Source organism: Mycobacterium sp. NPDC004974, from assembly GCF_053600815.1.
In genome coordinates this window covers 618,973-633,302 of record NZ_JBSGAQ010000002.1, presented here as the reverse complement: position 1 = coordinate 633,302, position 14,330 = coordinate 618,973, and the positions used below count along the sequence as shown (strand labels likewise).

The 14,330-nt window shown below is 65.9% G+C and carries 13 protein-coding genes; 7 read left to right on the top strand and 6 right to left on the bottom strand.

Translation table 11 applies throughout. The features are described 5' to 3' along the window. Positions 1-4 precede the first annotated feature (4 nt). Positions 5-1,552 carry an aldehyde dehydrogenase family protein gene (locus tag ACWEFV_RS07900; RefSeq protein ID WP_135451541.1) on the bottom strand — a complete coding sequence of 516 codons (1,548 nt, stop codon included), beginning with the start codon at positions 1,550-1,552 and terminating at the stop codon, positions 5-7. Continuing rightward, positions 1,549-2,829, bottom strand: a complete 1,281-nt coding sequence (locus ACWEFV_RS07895) for a class-III pyridoxal-phosphate-dependent aminotransferase (protein WP_065505053.1) — start codon at positions 2,827-2,829, stop codon at positions 1,549-1,551. The genes ACWEFV_RS07900 and ACWEFV_RS07895 overlap by 4 nt, the downstream gene beginning before the upstream one ends. A gap of 184 nt (positions 2,830-3,013) precedes the next feature. Here ACWEFV_RS07895 and ACWEFV_RS07890 point away from each other — a divergent pair, with 184 nt between their 5' ends. Together ACWEFV_RS07890 and ACWEFV_RS07885 are read left to right on the top strand one after the other, a co-directional pair. Beyond that, complete coding sequence (locus ACWEFV_RS07890; RefSeq protein ID WP_135451542.1) at positions 3,014-4,549, top strand: APC family permease; 1,536 nt, start codon at positions 3,014-3,016, stop codon at positions 4,547-4,549. Positions 4,550-4,600: 51 nt separating this feature from the next. Further along, positions 4,601-4,846, top strand: coding sequence for a hypothetical protein (locus tag ACWEFV_RS07885; protein WP_135451543.1), 246 nt, complete (start codon positions 4,601-4,603; stop codon positions 4,844-4,846). On the opposite strand, the gene ACWEFV_RS07880 is transcribed toward ACWEFV_RS07885, so the two are convergent. Together ACWEFV_RS07880 and ACWEFV_RS07875 are read right to left on the bottom strand one after the other, a co-directional pair. Next, complete coding sequence (locus ACWEFV_RS07880) at positions 4,826-5,722, bottom strand: alpha/beta hydrolase (RefSeq protein ID WP_450069722.1); 897 nt, start codon at positions 5,720-5,722, stop codon at positions 4,826-4,828. The genes ACWEFV_RS07885 and ACWEFV_RS07880 overlap by 21 nt on opposite strands. A gap of 132 nt (positions 5,723-5,854) precedes the next feature. After that, positions 5,855-6,217, bottom strand: coding sequence for a nuclear transport factor 2 family protein (locus tag ACWEFV_RS07875; RefSeq protein ID WP_450069721.1), 363 nt, complete (start codon positions 6,215-6,217; stop codon positions 5,855-5,857). Positions 6,218-6,306: 89 nt separating this feature from the next. Between ACWEFV_RS07875 and ACWEFV_RS07870 the strand changes: the two genes are divergently transcribed. Further along, on the top strand, positions 6,307-7,134 hold the full coding sequence (locus ACWEFV_RS07870) for a MerR family transcriptional regulator (protein ID WP_450069720.1): 828 nt from the start codon (positions 6,307-6,309) through the stop codon (positions 7,132-7,134). Further along, entirely contained in the window at positions 7,089-7,901 is an 813-nt protein-coding gene (locus ACWEFV_RS07865) for an SDR family oxidoreductase (protein WP_450069719.1), read from the top strand. The genes ACWEFV_RS07870 and ACWEFV_RS07865 overlap by 46 nt, the downstream gene beginning before the upstream one ends. Positions 7,902-7,909: 8 nt before the next feature. Here the strand turns inward: ACWEFV_RS07865 and ACWEFV_RS07860 are convergent, their stop codons facing one another. Beyond that, a complete protein-coding gene (locus ACWEFV_RS07860; protein ID WP_450069718.1) occupies positions 7,910-10,072 on the bottom strand; it encodes an acyl-CoA dehydrogenase in 2,163 nt (720 codons plus the stop codon). Between the two features lie 124 nt (positions 10,073-10,196). Between ACWEFV_RS07860 and ACWEFV_RS07855 the strand changes: the two genes are divergently transcribed. Both ACWEFV_RS07855 and ACWEFV_RS07850 read left to right on the top strand, forming a co-directional pair. Next, positions 10,197-11,420 (top strand): alpha/beta hydrolase fold domain-containing protein, encoded by a 1,224-nt coding sequence (locus tag ACWEFV_RS07855; RefSeq protein ID WP_450069717.1) that lies wholly within the window; start codon positions 10,197-10,199, stop codon positions 11,418-11,420. Positions 11,421-11,446: 26 nt separating this feature from the next. Further along, positions 11,447-12,865, top strand: coding sequence for a WS/DGAT/MGAT family O-acyltransferase (locus ACWEFV_RS07850; protein WP_135451548.1), 1,419 nt, complete (start codon positions 11,447-11,449; stop codon positions 12,863-12,865). Positions 12,866-12,879: 14 nt separating this feature from the next. Here the strand turns inward: ACWEFV_RS07850 and ACWEFV_RS07845 are convergent, their stop codons facing one another. Beyond that, complete coding sequence (locus ACWEFV_RS07845; RefSeq protein WP_450069764.1) at positions 12,880-13,788, bottom strand: LysR family transcriptional regulator; 909 nt, start codon at positions 13,786-13,788, stop codon at positions 12,880-12,882. A gap of 109 nt (positions 13,789-13,897) precedes the next feature. Between ACWEFV_RS07845 and ACWEFV_RS07840 the strand changes: the two genes are divergently transcribed. Beyond that, positions 13,898-14,311 carry a cupin domain-containing protein gene (locus ACWEFV_RS07840; RefSeq protein ID WP_450069716.1) on the top strand — a complete coding sequence of 138 codons (414 nt, stop codon included), beginning with the start codon at positions 13,898-13,900 and terminating at the stop codon, positions 14,309-14,311. The last annotated feature ends 19 nt before the right edge of the window (positions 14,312-14,330 follow it).

The window sequence follows — 14,330 nt, the reverse complement described above, 5'->3', positions numbered from 1 at the left end:
AGCCCTACCTCTTGATCAGTTGTGCGAGTTCTTCGGCGACCAGCGCACGCAGTTCGGCCCGCAGTGCGTCCAGTCCGAGATCCGACGACCGGTTGGCAGTCGGGTACGGCCGGCGGGGCGTGACAGGCGCACCGTGACGGTCATTGGAGGCGCGCGGATACTCCGGCACCGGTCCGGCCGGTGAGTGCCACGGATTGATACCCGCGAAATTGCCCATGGGCACAGCGGAATCGCTGTTGTAGGCGATGCGGGCCCAGTTGATCAGGTTCTGCGGTTGCAGGTTCTCCCCGATCGAGCTGCGCCCGACGAACCCGGTGCCGATGGTCATCGACGGCGCCAGGTTGGTGTCCAGCCCGGAACTGCCGGTGCTGTTGCCCACGTTGACCGACACCCGCAGCACCGGTACCTGAGCGGCGAAATCGGTGATCACCGAGGGATTCTCGCTGTGGATCGCCGCCGAGTGACCGGCCCCGCCGATCCGCACCACCGCCCGGGCGGCGCGGATACCACGCGCGGCGTCGGCCGCGGTGGTCATGCCGAGCACCGGGGACAGCTTCTCGTGGGCCAGCATCTCCTCGGAGATCACGTCGTTGAACGGCGCGATCAGCACCCGGGTCTTGGCGGTGACCCGCAGCCCGGCCTGCCCCGCGATCCAGGCGGCATCGCGGCCCACCACGTCGGTGTTGAGGTGCCCGTCGGTGAACATGTAGGCCCGCAGGCGCCGTGCGCCGTCCTCATCGAGGATGTGCGCGCCGGCGCGGGTCAGTGCACCGTTGAGCTTGCTCGCGATCGCGTCCTCGGCGATCAGGACGGATTCGTTGGTGCACAGCACCGAATTGTCGAACGCCTTGCTGTCCACGATGCGCTTGGCCGCGGCGTTGATGTCCGCGCTGGCTTCGACGAACACCGGGACATTGCCCGGCCCGACACCGAGTGCGGGGTTGCCGGACGAGTACGCCGCACGAACGACGCCGGTGCCCCCGGTCGCCACGATGACATCGGTGCGCTCGTCGGCCATCAGCGCCTGTACCAGCGGGATGGACGGTTCCTCGACCACCTGGACGATGCCGTCGGGGGCGCCGGCCGCCACCGCGGCCTCGGCAAGCAGCCGGGCCGCATCGGCCGAGCATTGCTTGGCCCGCGGGTGCGGGGCGACGACGACGGCGTTGCGGGTCATCAGCGCCAGGATCACCTTGAAGTACACCGTGGCAACGGGATTGGTGGTCGGCGTCAACGCCAGCACCACGCCCGCGGGCCGGGGCAGCTCGATGATCTTGCGGGCCTCGTCGACGCGCGGCGATACATAGTCCTCGCCTCGGTAGTAGTCGACGATCCCGCGTGAGCAGGCCCGGTTCTTGGTGACCTTGTCGGCCACCACGCCCATCCCGGTCTCGGCCACGGCCTCGGCGGCGAACCGTTCGGCTGCCGCGTAGGCGGCGTCGGCCACCGCGTTGACGATGTTGTTCACCGCCGCCGCGTCGTAGTCGGCGTACGCTGCCGCGGCCCAACCGGCCCGTTCCAGCATGTGGCCGGCCTGTGCGGTACTGGTCATGATGCTTTACGTCCTCTCACGACGGTCTCGGCCCTGGCCACCGCGACGGCGAGGCGGTCCAGGACGTCCTCGCAGAGCTCGCGCGAGAGCAGGAGACCCGGTTTGAACTGCAGGACACGGGGATCCAGCGTCGAGAAGATCGCCCACACTCCGTTCTCGTAGAGTTCGCGCATCACGAACTTGGCGCCTTCGGGATGGTCGAACTCCAGACCGATCACCACACCGTTCTGTCGAATGCCCACGAACCAGTCCGGATGGTCGGCCTGGATGCGCTGCAGCCCGTGGTCGAAGATGTCGGCGATGTAGTGCACCATTGAGCGCACTTCAGGCCGGGTGGAGATCTCGAGCGTCTTGAGCGCGGCGACGCAGCCCAGCTCGGCGCCGCCGAAGGTGGAGATGTGGCCGAAGCCGTCCTCATCGAGCCACTTCGCGGCGCGATCGCTGAGCAGGGCCGCGGTGATCGGGTACATGCCACCGGACAGGCCCTTGCCGGTCACCAGGATGTCGGGCTCGATGCCGTGCTTGGTGATGCACCACAGCTCACCGGTGCGCATGAGGCCGGTCTGCACCTCATCGGCGATGTACAGGGTGCCGTGCTTCTCGGTGATGGCCTTGACGGCTTCCAGGTAACCCGGTGCGGGAAGCGGGAATCCGTAGGTGGCCGGGATGGTCTCCATGATCACCGCGGCGACATCGCCGGGGGCCAGCACCCGTTCCATCGCCTCGATGTCGTTGAACGGCACCTGGAGGAACTCGTCGGGCTGGTCGGCCAGGAAGAACTTGGCGAACCGGTCGTCGCCGGTGGCCACGGCCAGGCCGGTGTGGCCGTGGTAGGCCTTGACGATCGAGACGATCTTGCGGCGTTTGGTGGCGTGCCGGGCGCTCTTGAGCGCGATGTCGATCGCCTCACCGCCTCCGGACCCGTACGCCACCTTCGTGATCGACGCCGGTGCGGTCTCGACCAGGCGCTGTGCCAGGGCGGTGCGGGCTACCGACGGGAAGTGGTGGTTGCCGACGTCGAAATGCTCCATGCCCTCGGTGATCGCCTGCATCACTTCGGGATTGCGGTGCCCGAGGTTGTAGGTGCCACCGTTGAGGTGCAGATCGATCAGGCGGCGGCCGCCCATATCCCACAGGAAATATCCCTCGCGGCGGTCGATCACCAGATCGACACCGGTATCAGTCCAGAACTGTGTCTTGTCTGGATTCCAGAACGTCTTCGCCTTATCCAGCACTTCGGCTTTGGATTCGAACGTGAACGTGCCGTAGTCGTACATGCGGCTCCCTCTTCAGCTATGCGGTAGCTGTGATGGCCCTCACCGTAAACGGTCGCAACCATTTATGTCAATGGTTGCCGATAACGCTTGCCAACCGGTTTTGGTCGTGCCAATATGCCTTAGGTTCGCACTGTGGCCCAGGCCACATCGAGCATCCACTGTTACCTGGAAGGTATCCCGCTAGATGACCGATCAAGTTGTCGCTCAGAGCGAAACTGCAGCTCAAGATGTCCAACGACTGAAACGCAACGCCGTCGGCACCGTCGGCGTGATCTTCATGGCAGTAGCGACTGCCGCACCGATCACCGCAATGGTCGGCAACGTTCCGATCGCTGTCGGCTTCGGAAATGGTTCTCACGCGCCCGCCGGCTACATCGTGGCGACCATCGTCCTCGGCCTCTTCGCCGTGGGCTACGCGACCATGGCCAAGCACATCACCACCACCGGCGCCTTCTACGGCTACATCTCCCACGGCCTCGGCCGCATCGTCGGGATGGCCAGCGGTGGACTGATCACCATGGCCTATGTGGTGTTCGAGGCCTCGCTGATCGGGATCTTCTCGTTCTTCTTCCAGAACTTCATGCAATCCCAGCTGGGCGTCCATATTCACTGGATCATCCCTGCGCTGCTGATGCTGGCGGTCAACGCGATCCTGACCTACTTCGACGTCAACCTGACCGCCAAGGTGCTCGGCGTGTTCCTGGTGACCGAGATCGTCATGCTGGCGCTCGGTGCGGTGGCGGTGCTGTTCAAGGGCGGCGGTCCACAGGGTTTCGCGGCGGCCGAGATCGTCAACCCCATCGGTGCGTTCTCGCCCGCTGCTGGAATCGCCGGTGCCAGTGCAGGTTTGGGTCTGTTCTTCGCTTTCTGGTCGTGGGTCGGGTTCGAATCGACCGCCATGTACGGCGAGGAGTCGCGCAACCCGAAGAAGATCATCCCCCGGGCCACCATGCTGAGTGTCGTCGGCGTCGGCCTGTTCTACGTCTTCGTGTCCTGGATGGCCATCGCGGGCACCGGCCCGGAGCGGGCGGTGGAACTCGCGCAGGATTCCTCGACATCCTCCGAGATCTTCTTCGGCCCGGTGCGCGATGCCTATGGCGAGTGGGCGATCACGGTGTTCAACGTGCTGCTGGTCAGCGGGTCATTCGCCTGCGGGATGGCGTTCCATAACTGCGCCTCGCGGTATCTGTACGCACTCGGACGTGAAGGTCTGTCCAAGAACCTGCAGAAGACCTTGGGCGCCACGCATCCCACCCACGGTTCGCCGCACATCGCTTCGTTCGTGCAGAGCGGCATCACGTTGGTGATTATCCTGTCCTTCTTGTTCGCCGGCATGGACCCCTATGTGCACATGTACACGCTGCTGGCGATCCTGGGCACGATGGCGATCCTGATCGTGCAGTCGCTGTGCGCCTTCTCGGTAATCAGCTACTTCCACATCCGCAAGAACCACCCGGTGTCCAAGCACTGGTTCAAGACGCTGGTCGCCCCCGGTCTCGGCGGGATCGGCATGCTCTACGTCGTGTACCTGCTGTGGGAGCACAAAGACGCAGCGGCAGGCACCGCATCCGGCGCGCTGCTGTTCAAACTGACGCCGTGGATCGTGGTGGGAATCTTCGTCCTGGGCGCGGGCATGGCCACCTACTTCAAGCTGCGCGATCCGCGCCGCTACGAGTTGATCGGACGGATCGTGTTCGAGGACAACGTTGTCCGCGACTGAAGCTGTTCGAGGCGCACGTCATCCGCGACTGATCAGCGACCAGGCCGGTAGATGGACTCCTTCGAACGCGTGCTCTTGAAGTTCGTCCTCGCGTGGGCTCCCTATGGGGGTCCGCGCGAGGACGACGTCTGGCTGGAGTTCGGCATGACCGCCGAGCAGTTGTGTGTTCGGTTCGCCAGGATCGTCTCGGGTCTGGTCCCCAGGGCCAAGGGCCTGTCGGTCGCCGACCGCTGCCTGTTGGAACGCGCCTGCCGGTATCTGCGTCACCAGCGTGAATCAGCCAAACGCGGCGCGTAGATTCGCACACTGGCTGGCCATGAAGGCTTGGGCCACCGGTGTTTTCGCCGCGATCTGGTCAAACCCGTGGAACGCCCCGTACACCTCTTCCACCTGGCATTGGACCCCGGCGGCGCGCAGGCGTTCGGCGTAGGCCATGTCCTCGTCGTGGAAAAGGTCCAGGGTTCCGACGCCGATCCAGGCCGGCGGAAGCCCGGCGAGATCGACGCGGCGGCCCGGCACGGCGACGGCCGGATCGGCTCCGCCGAGGTAGGCCGACCAGCCGAATTTGTTGCTGCCCTGGGTCCACAGCCGGTGGCCGGGATTCTCCAACTCCGGGCCCACCGACCTGTCGTCGAGCATCGGGTAGACGAGTATCTGTGCGGCCAGCGACACCTCACCGCGATCTCGGGCGAGCAAGGCGAGGGCGGCGGCCAACCCACCGCCTGCGCTGGCACCGGCGACCGCGACCCGTGACGAATCGACTGCGGGCAGTGCCGCGAGCCATTTCAGCGCCTCGTAGCAGTCCTCCAGCCCGGCCGGGTACGGGTTCTGTGGCGCCAGTCGGTACTTGACGGCCGCCACGGTGGCGCCGAGTTCCTTGGCGAAGCGGCGGCACAGGGCATCGTCCTGCGCCGGGCTGCCCAGCACGTAGCCGCCACCGTGGATCCACAACAGGGCCGGCGTCGGTTCGGTCACACCGGTCGGCCGGAACAGTCGGACCCCGACACCGGAGCTCAACGTGAGCACCTCGACGTCCTTGGGTGTCTGCCGGTTCTGCAACGCCGTCAGACGCTGCAGCAGCGGCAGGGAACGCCTGGTCACCAGCTGACGCGGGATGAAGCGGGCGATGCGTTCGAGGTCCGGATGGAAGCTGGGCGGGGTGGCGGTCGTCACCCCCACAGTTCTACCCGGTGATCTCGGTGGTGTGGAAAAAACCGCCAGACCGCTGGTAAGGACGTCGACATTGCCTGGCACTGACGTCGTGAAGGGTCACGACGGGCAATTCGATGTCGCCGTGCCGGTTCGTCAGGACTTGTTGAACACGATGAACAACGCGGCGATCAGGTCCTCGCGGGTCACGATGTAGTTGGTGAGGATCAACTCCTCGGGCAGATTTGTCTTGTCGTAGTCGCCGTCATAACGGGCTCGCAGCACCGTTACCCCGGACCGCTCCACCACCTCGATGGCCTGCATGGTGACTCGATCACCGACGATCTCGTCGCGCACCCAGGTGCGGATGGCGTCTGGAGTGGCGAACTCGCGCTGGTTGTCGTGGACCAGCGCGTCAGGAGTGAGAGCGGCCAGGACCGCTTCGACATCGAAGGCATTGACGGCGTCGACGTAACGGCGCGCTGCGGCGGGCATTTCACACATCTGTTCAATGGACATGCCGACAGCATCGACCCGTCGGTATGCGGAGGGTCAAGGCCGACACCGAACCTTGAGTCTCCCCCTGGGGGAGCCTTCACACTGACCTCATGACGATCGATCTGTCCATCGGAGATTTCTCCCGAATGACGCAGCTGTCGGTCAAGACGCTGCGGCACTATCACGAGGTCGGCCTGCTCGAGCCGGACCGTATCGATTCGAGTACCGGGTACCGGTACTACGTCGCCGACCAGGTGCCGACGGCGCAGGTGGTGCGCCGCCTCCGTCAGCTGGGCATGCCCATTGCCGATGTGCGAGCGGTGCTGGCGTCCGCCCCCGCCGACCGCAACAGGCTGATCAGCGGTCACCTGCAAAGGTTGGAGGGCCAACTCGCCGAGACCCGCAGCGCCGTCGAATCCCTGCGCGCGATCCTCGAACGTCCCGGGGGGAATTCAGCAGCTGTGGCTATCGAGCACATCAGTGTCGCGGCGACCTCGGCCGCCGCGATCACCGCGACCGTCGACCGCGACGATCTGTTGCCTTGGTGGCATGGCGCCATGGGTGAACTACGGGCGACGGTCGCCGCAAATGCGAACTCGGGGGCTGCCGGTGCGCCCGCGGCTCTGTTCGACTTCGACATCTTCGCCCACGATCACGGCACCGCAACGGTGTTCATTCCTGTCGAACGCGGTGTGCGGCCGGCCGGGCGCGTGCAGGACGTCGTCATCCCGGCGGCCGAGCTCGCGGTCATGCGTCACCGCGGATCGCATGACGACGTCGACCTGGCCTACAGCGCTCTGGGCGAGTATGCGAACCGCCACGAAATCAGTGTCGAGGGCCCGCTGCGTGAGTACTACGAGCGATTCGCTTGGGACACGGACGATTCCACGGAATGGCTGACCACATTGTGCTGGCCGGTGTTTCGGGCCGACGCATGAGCACGTTGCAGGGGCGGCGCGCGGTGGTCACCGGCGGCACCAAGGGTGCCGGTGCGGCGATCGTCGCCCGGCTGCAGGCTGCCGGTGCGCACGTGACCGCAGTGGCGCGTCACCACGGTGATGGCGTCCTGACGGCACATGATTTCGTCGCCGCGGACCTCACCTCGGTGACCGATGTCGCCGATCTGGCTTCTCATATTCGCCGGAATGGCGGTGCCCAGATCCTGGTACACACAGCGGGCGGCTCGGGGGCGCCACCAGGAGGTTTCGTGGCGCTATGCGATCAGGACTGGGCCGACGAGCTCAACCTGAACCTGTTGGCGGCGGTTCGGCTCGACCGGGCACTGCTGCCGATGATGATCGAAGCCGCCTCGGGCGCGGTGGTGCATATCGGGTCGATTCAGAGTCGGATGCCGCTGTATGACGGCACCCTGGGGTATGCCGCGGCAAAGGCTGCCCTACGGGCCTATAGCAAGGGGCTGGCCAATGAGTTGGCGCCCAAGGGTATCCGGGTCAACACCGTATCCCCGGGCTTCATTGAGACCACGGCAGCCGAGGCGTTGATCGATCGCATCGCCGCAGCCGCCGACGGATCCCGCGAGGAGGCACTCGAATCGTTGATGTCCGCGCTCGGCGGTATCCCGCTGGGGAGGCCGGCCCAGCCTGCCGAAGTCGCCGAGGTGGTCGGGTTCCTGGTGTCCGACGCCGCATCCTCGATCGTGGGTGCCGACGTGGTGGTCGACGGCGGTACCGTGCCGACGGTGTAGGCCTGCGGCTACTTCAGCAGCGGATCGCGGGGCAGGCCCAGGATGCGCTCGGCAATGGTGTTGCGGGTGATCTCGGACGTTCCACCGGCGATTGTCATGGCCCGGTTACCGAGATATGCGCGAGTCAGTTTCGGCGTCTCGCCGGTCACCCCGGCCGTGCCGACCAGGTCCATGCCCAGTTCGGTCAGATGCTGGGAATGCTCGGCCACCAGCAGCTTGGTGACGTTGCCCTCGGGTCCGGGCTCGGTCCCGGCGATGGCCCGGCCGACCCGGCGCAGATTCAGCAGCCGGAGGGTGCGGCCGACCGCGATCACCTCACCGGCGCGGCGTACGTAGCGGGCCCCGTCGGGATCCGCGTCGATCAGGGCCACCAGCTCGTCGGCGTCGAATCCGGTCGGCGCCGCCGAACCGCCGCCGATCGAGATGCGCTCGTTGCCGAGGGTGGCCCGTGCCACCAGCCAACCCCGGTTCACGTCGCCGACCACATCGGTGTCCGGAACGAAGACATCGTCGAAGAACACCTCGTTGAAGTGTGCGTCACCGGTCAGGCCGCGCAACGGATTCACCGTCACCCCAGGGGATTTCATATCGATTGCCATCATGGTGACACCGGCGTGCTTGGGCGCCTCGGGATCTGTGCGCACCGTGGCCAGGCCCCACTGGCAATGCTGAGCGAGGCTGGTCCACACCTTCTGCCCGGTGACCCGCCAGCCGCCGTCGACCTTCTTGGCTGCGGTGCGCACCGCAGCGGCGTCCGAACCCGCGCCCGGCTCGGAGAACAGCTGGCACCACATGACCTGCCCGCGCAACACGGGCTCCACCCAGCGCTCGCGCTGATCGTCGGTACCGGCCTGGGCGATGGTCAGGGTCACCCAGCCGGTGATGCCCATGTCCGCCCGTTCGACGTCGGTGAATTCCTCTTCGATCACCAACTGTTCCAACACATTCGCGGCCCGGCCCCACGGCTTGGGCCAGTGCGGCACCAGGTAGCCGGAGTCCACCAGGTAGTCGCGGCGTTTGTCCTCGGGCAGGGCGCGGACGGCGGCCGCGGCGTCGCGGGCGTCTTGCCGGTACTGCTCGGCCTCTTCCGGTAGCGCGAACGACGCCCCGTGTGCCTGCCCGCTGCGTTGCCCGTCGACGACGTCGACCAGGGGATCGGCACCGTCACCGAGTACCGCGGCCAGCGTGCGGGCGCGGCGCAGATAGAGGTGTGCGTCGTGCTCCCAGGTGAACGCGATTCCGCCGTGGAGCTGAACGTTGGTCTGCGCACAGAAGATCTGGGCCCGGATGGCGTGGGCCGCGGCCACCGCGGCGGCGAACCAGGCGCCGTCGAGGTTGTCGGCGCGGGCGGCGTCCCAGACCGCCGCGGTGGTCTGTTCGGCGTCGACGAGCATGTTGGCCGCGTGGTGCTTGACGGCCTGGAAGGTGCCGATGGTGCGCCCGAACTGCTCGCGCACCTTCGCGTATTCGACGGCCATGTCGAGCGCCGCCCAGGAAACCCCGACCGCTTCCGCGGAACCGAGGATGCGGAACACCGTCCGGGCGGCCCGCGCGGCACCACGCAGGATCCGGCTTTCGTCGACGGCCACCGCCCGTAGGTCCACCGCGCCGATGCTGCGGGTGGTGTCGAGGGAATCCTCTGCGGTGACGGTGATTCCGTCGGCTGTGGCATCCAGGACGACGACGTCGTCACCGGCGGCCAGCACGAGTACCTGGGCGTCGGGAGCGCCGAGTACGGCGCGCGCCTGCCCGCCGAGAAGTCCATCAGCGCCGACGCTCACCGAGCCGGCGAGCCCCAGGGCTGCCACGGTGGCCCCGCTGGCCAGGCCCGGAAGTAGTTCGGCCCGAACGGTATCCGGGGCGTATCGGTCGATGACCACTGAGGCTGACACGGTCGGCAGGAACGGGCCCGGGGACAGTTCTCGGCCGGCTACCTCGGCAACCACCGCAAGTTCGGGCAGGCCGAAGCCGGAACCGCCGTATTGCTCGGAGATTGCCAGCCCGTTCCAGCCGAGTTCGGCACCGGCCGACCAGATCTCACCGGGGTAGGTGCCGGCGTTCTCAAGCGTGGCGCGGGCGGCCGCGCGGCTGTCGAGCCGGTTCAGCTGGCCCAACGCCGCGTCGGCGAGGTCCTGGTGTTCTTCGGTGATGGCCAGCGCAGACTTAGTCATGGTTAGCGAAGCTAACGGGGGTTCCGCGGGACGTCGACGTGATGCAGGTCACATTTGAACGGCGGGGTGAACAAGTCGGCGAAGTTGTCCCGTCCGTCAATCCGCTGCGGGGTACGCTCGCGCAATGACGGCACGACCGGATAACCGGTACCCCGCACCGACGCTCGCTGATCGAGCTCGATGGTTGCTGCATGCCAAGCCTGCCGACCACATGCTGGCGCTGAGCGTGGCATCAACTTCGCTACCAGTGGTGGGTAAGCACCTGGAACCGCTCGGCGCCCTCACTGCGATGAGTGTGTGGGGATTCCGCCACCTGCCTGAATTCGTCTCTTCCTCGGCGAAGTCCTGGTTCGCCCCGGACGACAGCGAGCTCCGCAAGGCGGAGCGGGAGCAGACCAACGCTGTCGCGCAGGAGGCGCTGCGCGGGGTGGTCTCGCCCGCTGACCTGGCGATCGACTGGCCGGCCCCGGACAACATGCCGCCCTTGTGGCACACCATGGAATACCGGCGCGACGTGTACCGCACTTCGGTCCGCTACGGCGACGACCCGGCCCAGTTGCTCGATGTGTGGCGGCCCAAGCACCTGCCCTCCGAGCCGGCGCCGGTGCTGCTGTTCGTGCCGGGCGGTGGCTGGGTGCACGGCGGCCGGATCCTGCAGGGCTACGCGCTGATGTCACATCTGGCCCAGCAGGGTTGGGTATGTCTGTCGATCGACTACCGGGTGGCACCGCATCACCGCTGGCCCCGGCACATCACCGACGTCAAGGCCGCAATGGCCTGGGCGCGGGCCAATGTCGACAAGTTCGGTGGCGACCGCAACTTCGTCGCCGTCGCGGGCTGCTCGGCCGGTGGTCACCTCGCCGCACTTGCCGGCCTCACCCCCAACGACCCGGACCTGCAGGGGAATCTGCCCGACGGGGCCGACACTTCAGTCGACGCCGTGGTGGGCATCTACGGGCGCTACGACTGGGAGGACCGCTCCACCGAGGAGCGGGTCCGGTTCGTCGACTTCCTCGAACGGATCGTGGTGGGCCGCAAGATCGATCGCCATCCGGAGATCTTCCGGGAGGCCTCACCGATCGCCCGGGTCCATCCCGACGCGCCACCGTTCCTGGTCATCCACGGCACCGGTGACAGCGTCATCCCAGTGGCGCAGGCCCGCAGTTTCGTCGACAAGCTCAAGGCCGTCTCGCGGGCAGTGGTGAGCTACATTGAGCTGCCCGGCGCCGGACACGCCTTCGACATGACCGACGGGGCCAGAACCGGGGCGATGGCCACCGCAATCGGCTTGTTCCTCAACCAAATTCACCGAAACCGGGCGATGGGCGAGGCAAAAGCAGTCATATAGACGTTTCCACACCTGGGGAGGACACCGTGAAGCGGTTGAGTGGGTGGGACGCGTTCCTGCTTTATACAGAGACACCCAACGTGCACATGCACACGTTGAAGATCGCGGTCATCGCGCTCGACGACATGGGGGACCGGACCTTCGGAATCGACGAATTCCGGGAGGTGATCCGCGGCCGGCTGCACAAGCTGGACCCGTTCCGCTATCAGCTCGTCGACATACCGTTCAAGTTCCATCACCCGATGTGGCGGGAGAACTGCGACGTCGACCTGGAGTACCACGTCCGGCCGTGGCGGGTACGCGCCCCGGGCGGGCGCCGCGAACTCGACGAGGCCATCGGCCAGATCGGCAGTACCTCGTTGGACCGCAGCCGGCCGTTGTGGGAGATGTACTTCGTCGAGGGCCTGGCCAACGGGCGTATCGCGGTGGTCGGCAAGATTCACCACGCGCTGGCCGACGGGGTCGCCTCGGCGAATCTGCTGGCCCGCGGGATGGACCTGCGCGACGGCCCGGGTCCCGACGACGAGTCGTATGTCACCGATCCTGCGCCCACCAAGACCGAACTGGTGCGCTCGGCATTCGCCGATCACATGCGCCAGCTCGGCCGGTTGCCCGGGACCATGCGTTACACGGCAAAGGGGTTCGGGCGGGTTCGACGCAGCAGCCGCAAGTTGTCGCCCGAGCTGACCCGGCCCTTCACCCCGCCGCCCAGCTTCATGAACCACATCCTCGATGAAAAGCGGCTCTTCGCCACGGCCACACTGGCATTGGCCGATGTCAAGGAGACGAGCAAGAAGCTCGGGGTGACGATCAACGATCTGGTGCTCGCGATGTCGTCGGGAGCACTGCGTACGTTGTCGCTCAAGTACGACGGCAAGGCCGACCATCCGCTGCTGGCGTCGGTGCCGATGAGTTTCGACTTCTCACCGGATCGCATCTCGGGCAATCGGTTCAGCGGCGTGCTGGTGGCGCTTCCGGTGGACGTCGCCGATACCGCTGAACGGGTGCGCCAGGCGCACGACGCTGCCGCCCTGGCCAAGGAAAGCCATCAGCTGATCGGTCCCGAACTGATCGCCCGCTGGGCCGCGTACATGCCGCCGGCCCCGGTGGAGGCGATGTTCAAGTGGCTGTCCCATCAGGACGGTCAGAACAAGGTGCTCAACCTCAACATCTCCAACGTGCCGGGTCCACGGGAACGCGGCAAGGTCGGCGGTGCCACGGTCACCGAGATCTATTCGGTGGGGCCGATCACCACCGGCAGCGGGCTCAACATCACGGTGTGGAGCTATGTCGACCAACTCAACATCTCGGTGCTCTCCGACGATGCCACCGTCGACGATCCTCACGAGGTCACCGACGGGATGATCGAGGAGTTCCGCGAGATCCGCAGGGTGGCAGGACTTTCCGACAAGCTGACGGTCGTCGAGTCGGCGATGCCGCAGTAGCAGCCGAACAAGACTCAGCGTGACCTCGCGGGCCGAGGAGGGGCAGCGGAGGCGAGGAGAAATTCCGCCAGCTTGGCGCTGGCGGGTCCGAGCCGCGACTGCTCGGCTGACGCAAGGTAGATCTCCCACACGATTGCCGGTCGTATGTCGATGGCGCGCAGGTCCGGATAGTGGGCAGCTTCGCTGGCCGGCATGACGATGGTGCCCAGCCCGTGTCGGACCAGGCGCCCAGCGATCGAATACTCGAGGGCCACCTCGTGGGACACGCGCGCCGTAACGCCTGCGGCAGCGAAAGCGGCATCGACGAGACGTCTGAGCCCGAACTCGGACGGGAAGCCGATCAGGTCCTCATCGCAGAGCTCGGTGACTCCGACGGCGTCGCGGTGGGCGAGGGGATGATCGGTGCGGCAGACGAACACCATCGGCTCTTGACACAGCAACTGCATCTCAACCCGCGCGGGGAACCGGTCGGGGGCTGATATCAGAGCAAGATCGAGCGATCCGTCTGCGATCGCTGAAAGGTAAGCCGCGGAACCAATTTGGCTCTGCCGCAACCTGATGCGGACGAACGGATACTCGCGGTGGAAGTCGCCGAGTACCTTCGGCACGTCGAGCGTGCCGAACGAGATCAGTGAGCCGAGATCGACTGTGCCCGTCAGTTCCCCGTGGTACGCGCTCACGGCGTCCTTGGCCAGCCGGGCGGTCTGGACCACTTGCCGGGCGTGCTCACGGAACAACTCTCCCGCAGGGGTGATTCTGATCTGATGTTTGGAGCGGTCGAACAGCTCCACTCCGAGTTCCTTCTCCAATTTCGCCACTGCTGTGGACAGCGCTGACTGGACAACATGCGTCTGGTTCGCGGCGCGGGAGAAGCTCATCTCGCTGGCGACGGCGATGAAGTACTCAAGCTGGCGAAGTTCCATGGTCGCAGTATCGCGTTTCGCGATAGAGATGATCAATATTGTTCGTTGGACTTGATGGAGCTGCATTGGTCTGATGGAAGGGCGATGGTTCGGACGAAGGAAATGAACAATGCTGGCTGCAGGCAACGTCACGGTCACCGATCTTCTGTGCGTCACCCCGCCGTGGATTCCCGATGGTGCACATGCGATGACGCAGATCATCGAGATCCCGCCCGCCGACGAGGGGGTGCAACCGCACCGCCACTCCGGACCGGTTTTCGGTTACGTCCTGGAGGGTTCGATCCTGTTTGAGCTGGAGGGCGAGGAGCCCAGGAAAATCATTGCAGGCGAGGCTTTCTGGGAACCAGGTGGAGACGTGGTCCACTACCAGGTCGCGAATCTGGAGCAGCACAACCGCAGCGTGTTCCTGGCGGTCTGTATCTGTGCGCCGGGGGTCGACATGATCACCATGCTGGATCCCGACGAGATCAAAGCCCGAGACCATCTTCGTCACCCGAGCGCGCGTCAAACCAAGAGTCGTTGACCGAGAAAAGGAGACAACC

Bases quoted from the DNA above. Each gene is read 5' to 3' on its own strand.
- ACWEFV_RS07900 (WP_135451541.1), bottom strand. From the start codon at position 1,552: ATGACCAGTACCGCACAGGCCGGCCACATGCTGGAACGGGCCGGTTGG.
- ACWEFV_RS07895 (WP_065505053.1), bottom strand. From the start codon at position 2,829: ATGTACGACTACGGCACGTTCACGTTCGAATCCAAAGCCGAAGTGCTG.
- ACWEFV_RS07890 (WP_135451542.1), top strand. From the start codon at position 3,014: ATGACCGATCAAGTTGTCGCTCAGAGCGAAACTGCAGCTCAAGATGTC.
- ACWEFV_RS07885 (WP_135451543.1), top strand. From the start codon at position 4,601: ATGGACTCCTTCGAACGCGTGCTCTTGAAGTTCGTCCTCGCGTGGGCT.
- ACWEFV_RS07875 (WP_450069721.1), bottom strand. From the start codon at position 6,217: ATGTCCATTGAACAGATGTGTGAAATGCCCGCCGCAGCGCGCCGTTAC.
- ACWEFV_RS07870 (WP_450069720.1), top strand. From the start codon at position 6,307: ATGACGATCGATCTGTCCATCGGAGATTTCTCCCGAATGACGCAGCTG.
- ACWEFV_RS07865 (WP_450069719.1), top strand. From the start codon at position 7,089: ATGGCTGACCACATTGTGCTGGCCGGTGTTTCGGGCCGACGCATGAGC.
- ACWEFV_RS07860 (WP_450069718.1), bottom strand. From the start codon at position 10,072: ATGACTAAGTCTGCGCTGGCCATCACCGAAGAACACCAGGACCTCGCC.
- ACWEFV_RS07855 (WP_450069717.1), top strand. From the start codon at position 10,197: ATGACGGCACGACCGGATAACCGGTACCCCGCACCGACGCTCGCTGAT.
- ACWEFV_RS07845 (WP_450069764.1), bottom strand. From the start codon at position 13,788: ATGGAACTTCGCCAGCTTGAGTACTTCATCGCCGTCGCCAGCGAGATG.
- ACWEFV_RS07840 (WP_450069716.1), top strand. From the start codon at position 13,898: ATGCTGGCTGCAGGCAACGTCACGGTCACCGATCTTCTGTGCGTCACC.